Raw genomic sequence first — 8,033 nt, forward strand, 5'->3', positions numbered from 1 at the left:
CCGTCGCACCCCCCGGCCACCACTCGCCCCCGTCCTCCCAACCGTCGACCACCACCCCCAACTCCCCGGCCACCGGGAGCTCCACCCGCCGCACCGCCGGGAACAGCACATCCGGGATCGCCACGTTGTCCTTCTCGGGCTGCTGCCAGGGCGCGTTGGGGCCGTACCGTTCGATGTCGCCGTAGTCGATGTGCGGCTGGGTCTGGAAGCCCTCCCATTTGCCGCCCGCCACCTGGTGGTTGAAGCGGGCGGCGAGCGCGAGGTCCCGTTCCAGGCCCGCTTCCGCCTCCGTCGCACGGTCGTTGGTCGCCGCGCGGCCCTGCGAGGCGTACAGGAGGTTCTTGAACTCGGCCTCGCGCAGGGCGTAGAGGTTCGCGGTCGCCTCCACCTCGTACCCGATCAGTTCGTACCAGGCGTCCTGCGAGCGGGCCGGCAGTCGCCTGCGTATCCGCTCCGCCTCCCGTGCCAGGACCTGCCACGCCTCCGTCGCCCGCTCCAACTCCCGGTGTCCGAAGGCGAAAGGGGTCTCCTGGTCGTCGTACACGACCGCCGACTCGTCCTTCGCCGGGTCCTTCGCGGGGTCGAGGGTGATGCGGCGGTTGAGCAACTCCGGCTTGCGGCGGGCCTGTAGCTGCCCGTACGAGGCGAGTACCGACGCGATCGCCGCCGCGTGTTCCGCGCCGAAGTTCTGCCGCGCGTACCGGCGTTCCCACTCCCCCAGCTTCGACAGATCCCAACGGGACGGACTCCAGGCGTAGTTCAGGAAGAACTCCGTCGGGAGTTCGTTGCCCTTGAGGTCGCCGGCGTTCGCGACCCACAGGCCGTGGTTCCCGTACGCGTGGGCCTGGTGGAGCTGGTCCCAGAGGTTCTGGAGGTTGGTCGTGTCCACCCACTTGTAGTTGCGGCCCACGCCCACGTAGTCGAAGTGGTAGTACAGGCCGTGGCCGCCGCTCCTCGCCGGCTCCGCCGGGTCCGGGTGCTTGCGGATGTTGCCCCAGTTGTCGTCGGTGAGGACGACGGTGACGTCGCCGGGGACCCGTAGACCCCGGTCCCAGTAGCGCTGGACCTCCTTGTAGAGGGTCCACACCTGCGGGGTTTGCTCCGCGGGCTTCCCGGTCACCTCGGCGATGATCGCGCGCTGCGTCTCGATGATCTCCCGCATCAGTTCGATGCCGTCGCCGTCCGGCAGGCTGGTGTCGCCGTTGCCGCGCATGCCGAGGGTGACGACGCCCTCGAAGTCCTGGTCGACCATCCGCCGGATGCCGTCGCGCCAGTACGCCCGGACGGCCGCCGCGTTCCGGCGGTACGACCACTCACCCGTGCCCCCGTAGGGGTCGCGCCCCGGAGTCACCACGTTCCCCGCGCTGTCACGCACGGCCGGTACCGCGTGCCGGTTCCACTCCTCGATGCCGCGCATCATCGGCGCCTCGTGGGACGTGCCCATGACGATGCCGTACGCCTTCGCCCGAGCATGGTTCTCCGGGTCGTCCTCGGCGAACGCCCTGCCCCACACGGCCGGCCAGAGATAGTTCGCCTTCAGGCGCAGCAGTACCTCGAATACTCGCTCGAAGAAGGCCGCGTTGAAGCCACCCGGATGCCCCGGTGCCTTCCCCGGGCCGAAGAACCTCGGCTCCCAGGTCCCCAGTGCCGGGTTCTCGTCGTTGATGAAGACTCCCCGGTACTTCACGACCGGGGTCCCCTGGCTGAACCGTCCCGGCAGCACGTACACCGCGTCCCGGTGGACCGGCGGCACGTCGTCCCACCAGTACCAGGGCGAGACCCCGATGCCGTACGAGACGTCGTACGCGCCGAAGATCGTGCCGCGCTGGTCGCTGCCCGCGATGACGAACGCCCGGTCGACGCCGGGCATCGGGTGCTCCACGACCGTCTGGAGCGAGGTCTCCCAGCGGCCCGCGATGCCCTTGACGTCCAGCTTGCCGGTGCGGACCAGTCCGTCGATCAGCGGGCTGCGGCCGATCGTGCCGACGAGGATCACCTCGCGGGCGAGGGTCGCGGCCGGACGTACGCCCGTGACGCGTTCGATGTCGTCCCGCAGGTCACCGGCGACCCGTACGACTCCGGGGTGGTCCTCGGCGCTGACGACGACCGGGGCGCCGACGACGGCGAACGCGCCGCCGGTGAACGAGATGTACGCGCCCGGGTCCGTACGGCGGACACCCGCCCATGCCACCCCCGACAGCACCGGCACGGCCGCAAGACCGGCCCCCAGTACAGCTCTACGGCCGACGGCCCCGGACATGGCACACCCCTCCACACGAATTTAGTCAGTGGCATGACAAATGGTGGAGGGAGTGACCAGCGGGGGGAACGGGTCGTACGCGCCGAATAGTTTCGTAACGGCAGAGGGGCCCGTACGACCGAAGTCGTACGGGCCCCTCCGAAGAACTACCGAGTCAGGCTGTCAAGCCAACAAGGACTTACTTGTTGATCTTGATGACCTGGCCGGCGCCCACGGTCCGGCCACCCTCACGGATGGCGAACTTCAGGCCCTCTTCCATGGCGATGGGCTGGATGAGCTCGACGCTCATCTCGGTGTTGTCGCCCGGCATGACCATCTCGGTGCCCTCGGGGAGGGTCACGACGCCGGTCACGTCCGTGGTGCGGAAGTAGAACTGGGGGCGGTAGTTGTTGAAGAACGGCGTGTGACGGCCGCCCTCGTCCTTGGACAGGATGTACGCCTGCGCCTCGAACGAGGTGTGCGGGGTGACCGAGCCCGGCTTGATGATGACCTGGCCGCGCTCGACGTCCTCGCGCTTGATGCCACGGAGGAGCAGACCGACGTTCTCGCCCGCCTGGCCCTCGTCGAGCAGCTTGCGGAACATCTCGATGCCGGTGACCGTGGTGGTGGTCTTCTCCTGCTTGATGCCGATGATGTCAACGGTCTCGTTGACCTTCAGGACACCACGCTCGATACGGCCGGTGACGACCGTACCGCGACCGGTGATCGTGAAGACGTCCTCGACGGGCATGAGGAACGGCTTGTCGACGTCACGCTCGGGGGTCGGGATCGCGTCGTCGACGGCCTGCATGAGGTCGAGAACCGACTGACCCCACTCGGCGTCGCCCTCGAGCGCCTTGAGCGCCGAGACCTTGACGACCGGCAGGTCGTCGCCCGGGAACTCGTACTCGGAGAGGAGCTCACGGACCTCGAGCTCGACGAGCTCCAGGATCTCCTCGTCGTCCACCATGTCGGCCTTGTTCAGGGCGACAACGATGTAGGGCACGCCGACCTGGCGGGCCAGGAGCACGTGCTCCTTGGTCTGCGGCATCGGACCGTCGGTGGCGGCCACGACCAGGATCGCGCCGTCCATCTGCGCGGCACCGGTGATCATGTTCTTGATGTAGTCCGCGTGACCCGGGCAGTCGACGTGGGCGTAGTGACGACCCTCCGTCTGGTACTCGACGTGCGCGATGGAGATGGTGATACCGCGCTGACGCTCCTCAGGAGCCTTGTCGATCTGGTCGAACGCCGAGGCCTGGTTCAGGTCCGGGTACTTGTCGTGCAGCACCTTGGTAATGGCGGCCGTGAGGGTCGTCTTACCGTGGTCGATGTGACCGATGGTGCCGATGTTGACGTGCGGCTTAGTCCGCTCGAACTTTGCCTTCGCCACTGGGGTCCTCCTGCGGAGTGGTTCTGGTACGCCTTACTCATCGGCGCCAGGTGATCTTTGCTGGGATGCCGCCCGCCGGGGTTTTCCCTCCCGGGTAACCCCCGGCGGTCGGGTCAAGCCTAAAGCGTGTAAACGGGGTGTGTTACTCGCCCTTGGCCTTCGCGATGATCTCCTCGGCGACGTTCCTGGGAACCTCGGCGTAGGAGTCGAACTGCATCGAGTAGCTTGCGCGACCCGAGGTCTTGCTGCGGAGGTCACCGACGTAGCCGAACATCTCCGAGAGGGGCACGAGGCCCTTCACGACGCGGGCGCCGCCTCGCTCCTCCATGGCCTGGATCTGGCCACGGCGGGAGTTGATGTCACCGATGACTTCACCCATGTAGTCCTCGGGCGTGGTGACCTCGACGGCCATCATCGGCTCCAGGAGCACGGGGCTGGCCTTGCGCGCGGCCTCCTTGAAGGCCTGCGAGCCGGCGATCTTGAACGCCAGTTCGGAGGAGTCGACCTCGTGGTAGCCACCGTCGAGAAGGATGACGCGGACGCCAGTCATCTCGTAGCCGGCCAGGATGCCGAACTGCATGGCCTCCTGCGCACCGGCGTCCACCGAGGGGATGTACTCCCGCGGGATACGGCCACCGGTGACCTTGTTCACGAACTCGTACGAAGCGTCGCCGTCCACGATCGGCTCGATCGCGATCTGCACCTTGGCGAACTGACCGGTACCACCGGTCTGCTTCTTGTGCGTGTAGTCGTGACGCTCGACGGTCTTGCGGATCGTCTCGCGGTACGCGACCTGCGGCTTGCCGACGTTGGCCTCGACGCGGAACTCGCGCTTCATACGGTCGACCAGCACCTCGAGGTGCAGCTCGCCCATACCACCGAGGATGGTCTGGCCCGTCTCCTCGTCCGAGTGAACGTGGAAGGAGGGGTCCTCCTCCGCGAGACGCTGGATGGCGACACCCAGCTTCTCCTGGTCACCCTTGGACTTCGGCTCGATGGCGACCTGGATGACCGGCGCCGGGAAGTCCATGGACTCCAGGATCACCGGGGCCTTCTCGTCACAGAGCGTCTCACCGGTCGTGGTCTGCTTCAGACCCATCACGGCGACGATGTCACCGGCGCCCACCGACTCGATCTCCTCACGCTTGTTCGCGTGCATACGGTAGATCTTGCCGATGCGCTCCTTCTTGCCCTTGACGGAGTTCAGCACCGCGGTGCCGGTCTCCAGGCGGCCCGAGTAAACCCGGACGAAGGTGAGCTTGCCGAGGTGCGGGTCGCTCATGATCTTGAACGCCAGCGCCGACAGCGGCTCGTCCACGGAGGGCTTGCGCTTGACGACGACCTCGGCGTCCTTGACGTCGTGGCCTTCGATGGCCTCGACGTCGAGCGGGGTCGGCAGGTAGCGGACGACCGCGTCGAGCAGGGGCTGGACGCCCTTGTTCTTGAACGCGGTGCCACAGAACACCGGGGTGACGGTGACGCCGTTGGACTTGCCGGACGCGATGGTGACGCGACGGATCGCGGCGTACAGCTGCTCCTCGGTGGGCTCCTGGCCCTCCAGGAACAGCTCCATGATCTCGTCGTCGTGCTCGGCGACGGCCTCGACCAGCTTGCCGCGGTACTCCTCGGCAGCCTCGGTGTGCGTGGCCGGGATGTCGACGACGTCGTACATCTCGCCCTTGGCGGCCTCGGCGGACCACACGAGCGCCTTCATGCGGACCAGGTCCACAACGCCCTTGAAGTCCATCTCGGCACCGATCGGAAGCTGCATGATCAGCGGAACCGCGCCGAGGCGGTCCTTGATCATGTCGACGCAGCGGTGGAACTCCGCGCCGGTCCGGTCGAGCTTGTTGACGAAGCAGATGCGCGGCACGCCGTAACGGTCGGCCTGACGCCACACCGTCTCGGACTGCGGCTCAACGCCCGCGACACCGTCGAACACCGTGACGGCACCGTCGAGGACGCGGAGCGAACGCTCCACCTCGACCGTGAAGTCGACGTGCCCGGGGGTGTCGATGATGTTGATGGTGTGGTCGACGTCGTCGAGCGGCCAGTGACAGGTGGTGGCAGCAGAGGTGATCGTGATGCCACGCTCCTGCTCCTGCTCCATCCAGTCCATGGTGGCGGCGCCGTCGTGGACCTCACCGATCTTGTAGCTGACGCCGGTGTAGAAGAGGATCCGCTCGGTGGTGGTCGTCTTGCCCGCGTCGATGTGGGCCATGATCCCGATGTTGCGGACCCTGGCCAGGTCAAGTGAAGTGGTAGCCATAAGGCTTCGGTCTTCTCTCGGTCTCGATGGGGGTAGCGACTACCAGCGGTAGTGCGCGAAGGCCTTGTTGGACTCGGCCATCTTGTGGGTGTCCTCGCGCTTCTTGACGGCCGCACCGAGGCCGTTCGAAGCGTCGAGAAGCTCGTTGAGCAGACGCTCGGTCATGGTCTTCTCGCGACGGGCGCGGGAGTAACCGACCAGCCAGCGCAGCGCGAGCGTGTTGGCGCGACCGGGCTTGACCTCGATCGGAACCTGGTACGTCGCACCACCGACACGGCGGGACTTGACCTCAAGGGTCGGCTTGATGTTCTCCAGCGCGCGCTTCAGCGTGATGACCGGGTCGTTGCTGGTCTTCTCGCGCAGGCCCTCCATGGCGCCGTACACGATGCGCTCGGCGGTGGAGCGCTTGCCGTTCAGCAGCACCTTGTTGATCAGCGACGTGACAAGAGGAGAACCGTAGACCGGGTCGATGATGACCGGGCGCTTCGGGGCGGGGCCCTTACGAGGCATTCTTACTTCTCCTTCTTGGCGCCGTAGCGGCTGCGGGCCTGCTTGCGGTTCTTGACACCCTGGGTGTCGAGCGAACCGCGGATGATCTTGTAGCGAACACCGGGCAGGTCCTTCACACGGCCACCACGCACGAGCACGATGGAGTGCTCCTGCAGGTTGTGTCCCTCACCCGGAATGTAAGCGGTGACTTCGATCCCGCTGGTCAGACGCACACGCGCGACCTTACGCAGGGCCGAGTTCGGCTTCTTCGGGGTGGTCGTGAACACACGCGTGCAGACGCCACGGCGCTGGGGCGAACCCTCAAGCGCGGGCGTCTTGTTCTTCTCGACCTTGTCCTGCCGGCCCTTCCGGACCAGCTGCTGGATCGTAGGCACTACTTCTCCGGTTTCTGTGTGCCGATGGTGAAGCTAACCTGGAACATCGCCGACCCACGCGGTCGGGTGTGTCGAATACTGCATACTTCCGCCGCGAGGCGGGAAGAGCGCAGATTGCGGTGGTCACTTACGGCTCCCCGCGCGGTTCGAAGGCACGCACGAGGGCCAGGGCACACCCCAGGCACAAGGTCTGAGCGTACCTACCTCAACGACTTCGGTCAAAACAAATGGAGGCGGGTGCAACACGCCGCCCTCCGCCCGACCGGCGAACCGCCAATTGACCGCTTCCGCCACTACCCGCCCACCTTTGATCACTTGCAGGCAGCAGTGGCCGAATCGCGCTCTTTACGTCCCCGCGGGACCGCCCGTTCAGTACCTTGATCCGTCCGATGCGACGATTCGGGGGCTGAGCGTGATCAGGACGGCCGCGCACACAGTGGAAGACGGGGGCCTGGACGACCGGGTGCCCTTCCTCGCCCGCCTTGAACAAGAGGACCGCACGGCCCTCCTGGCACTGGGCCGCGAGCTGAACTTCGCCGCCCGGGTGACCCTGATCCACCAGAGCGAGCCCTCCGCCCACATCCTCTTCCTGGTCCAGGGCTGGACAAAGGTCACGGCATCGGCCGCCAACGGCTACGAGGCGCTCCTCTCACTGCGCGGCCCCGGCGACATCGTCGGGGAGTCGGCGGCGCTCACCGGGCGCCCCCGGTCGGCCACGGTGACCGCGCTGGAGGCGGTGCGGGCGGTGGTCGTCGAACACGAACGCTTCAAAGACTTCCTGGGACGTTCACCAGCGGTTTCCTTCGCGTTGCTGGGCCTCACCGCCGACCGCACCCGGGCCGCGGACCGCCGCCGCCTGGAGTTCGCGTCCATGAACGTACGGGAACGCTTCGCGATACTCCTCCTGGACCTGGCCCGCACCCACGGCCGCCGCACCCCCGAGGGCATCGAACTCTCCGTCCCCCTGAGCAAACAGGAACTGGCGGGCTCGGTGGGCGCGTCCCGCGAGATGGTCCAGCGCCTGCTGCGCGAACTCCGCGAGAAACAGGCGGTGGAAACGGGAAGGCGGGCGATGGTAATACGCCGCCCGGACATTTTGCGAAGGATCGCTTCGGGCGAGGAGTGAGACCACTCATCTGCCGGCGCCTTCCAGCGCAGGTCCGCATATCCAGCCCGTTGGGGGTCCCCCCTCTGGGGGAGATTGAGGACGAGGCCCGTTCAGGGCCGAAGCGGGGGCCTGGGGGCGGC

General features: G+C 66.9%; 6 protein-coding genes. 1 reads left to right on the forward strand and 5 read right to left on the reverse strand.

Annotated elements, in window-relative coordinates:
• From AOK08_RS28680 to rpsL, 5 genes are all read right to left on the reverse strand, one after another.
• The coding region (locus AOK08_RS28680) for a glycosyl hydrolase 115 family protein (protein WP_107101068.1) at positions 1–2,260 on the reverse strand (2,260 nt) is incomplete at its 3' end.
• A gap of 178 nt (positions 2,261–2,438) precedes the next feature.
• On the reverse strand, positions 2,439–3,632 hold the full coding sequence (gene tuf / locus AOK08_RS28685) for an elongation factor Tu (protein WP_055531421.1): 1,194 nt from the start codon (positions 3,630–3,632) through the stop codon (positions 2,439–2,441).
• A gap of 142 nt (positions 3,633–3,774) precedes the next feature.
• Complete coding sequence (fusA, locus tag AOK08_RS28690) at positions 3,775–5,901, reverse strand: elongation factor G (protein WP_055531423.1); 2,127 nt, start codon at positions 5,899–5,901, stop codon at positions 3,775–3,777.
• A 39-nt stretch (positions 5,902–5,940) separates the two neighbouring features.
• Positions 5,941–6,411: a 30S ribosomal protein S7 gene (gene rpsG / locus AOK08_RS28695; RefSeq protein WP_005481264.1), complete on the reverse strand. Its 471-nt coding sequence runs from the start codon at positions 6,409–6,411 to the stop codon at positions 5,941–5,943.
• A gap of 2 nt (positions 6,412–6,413) precedes the next feature.
• Entirely contained in the window at positions 6,414–6,785 is a 372-nt protein-coding gene (gene rpsL / locus AOK08_RS28700) for a 30S ribosomal protein S12 (RefSeq protein ID WP_003948652.1), read from the reverse strand.
• Between the two features lie 412 nt (positions 6,786–7,197).
• Here rpsL and AOK08_RS28705 point away from each other — a divergent pair, with 412 nt between their 5' ends.
• A complete protein-coding gene (locus AOK08_RS28705) occupies positions 7,198–7,911 on the forward strand; it encodes a Crp/Fnr family transcriptional regulator (protein ID WP_079054326.1) in 714 nt (237 codons plus the stop codon).
• The last annotated feature ends 122 nt before the right edge of the window (positions 7,912–8,033 follow it).

The sequence above is a fragment of the Streptomyces graminilatus genome (genome assembly GCF_001418565.1).
Taxonomy (GTDB): domain Bacteria; phylum Actinomycetota; class Actinomycetes; order Streptomycetales; family Streptomycetaceae; genus Streptomyces; species Streptomyces graminilatus.

Coding starts and splice junctions, on each gene's coding strand:
- fusA (WP_055531423.1), bottom strand. CDS start 5,901: ATGGCTACCACTTCACTTGACCTGGCCAGGGTCCGCAACATCGGGATC.
- rpsG (WP_005481264.1), bottom strand. CDS start 6,411: ATGCCTCGTAAGGGCCCCGCCCCGAAGCGCCCGGTCATCATCGACCCG.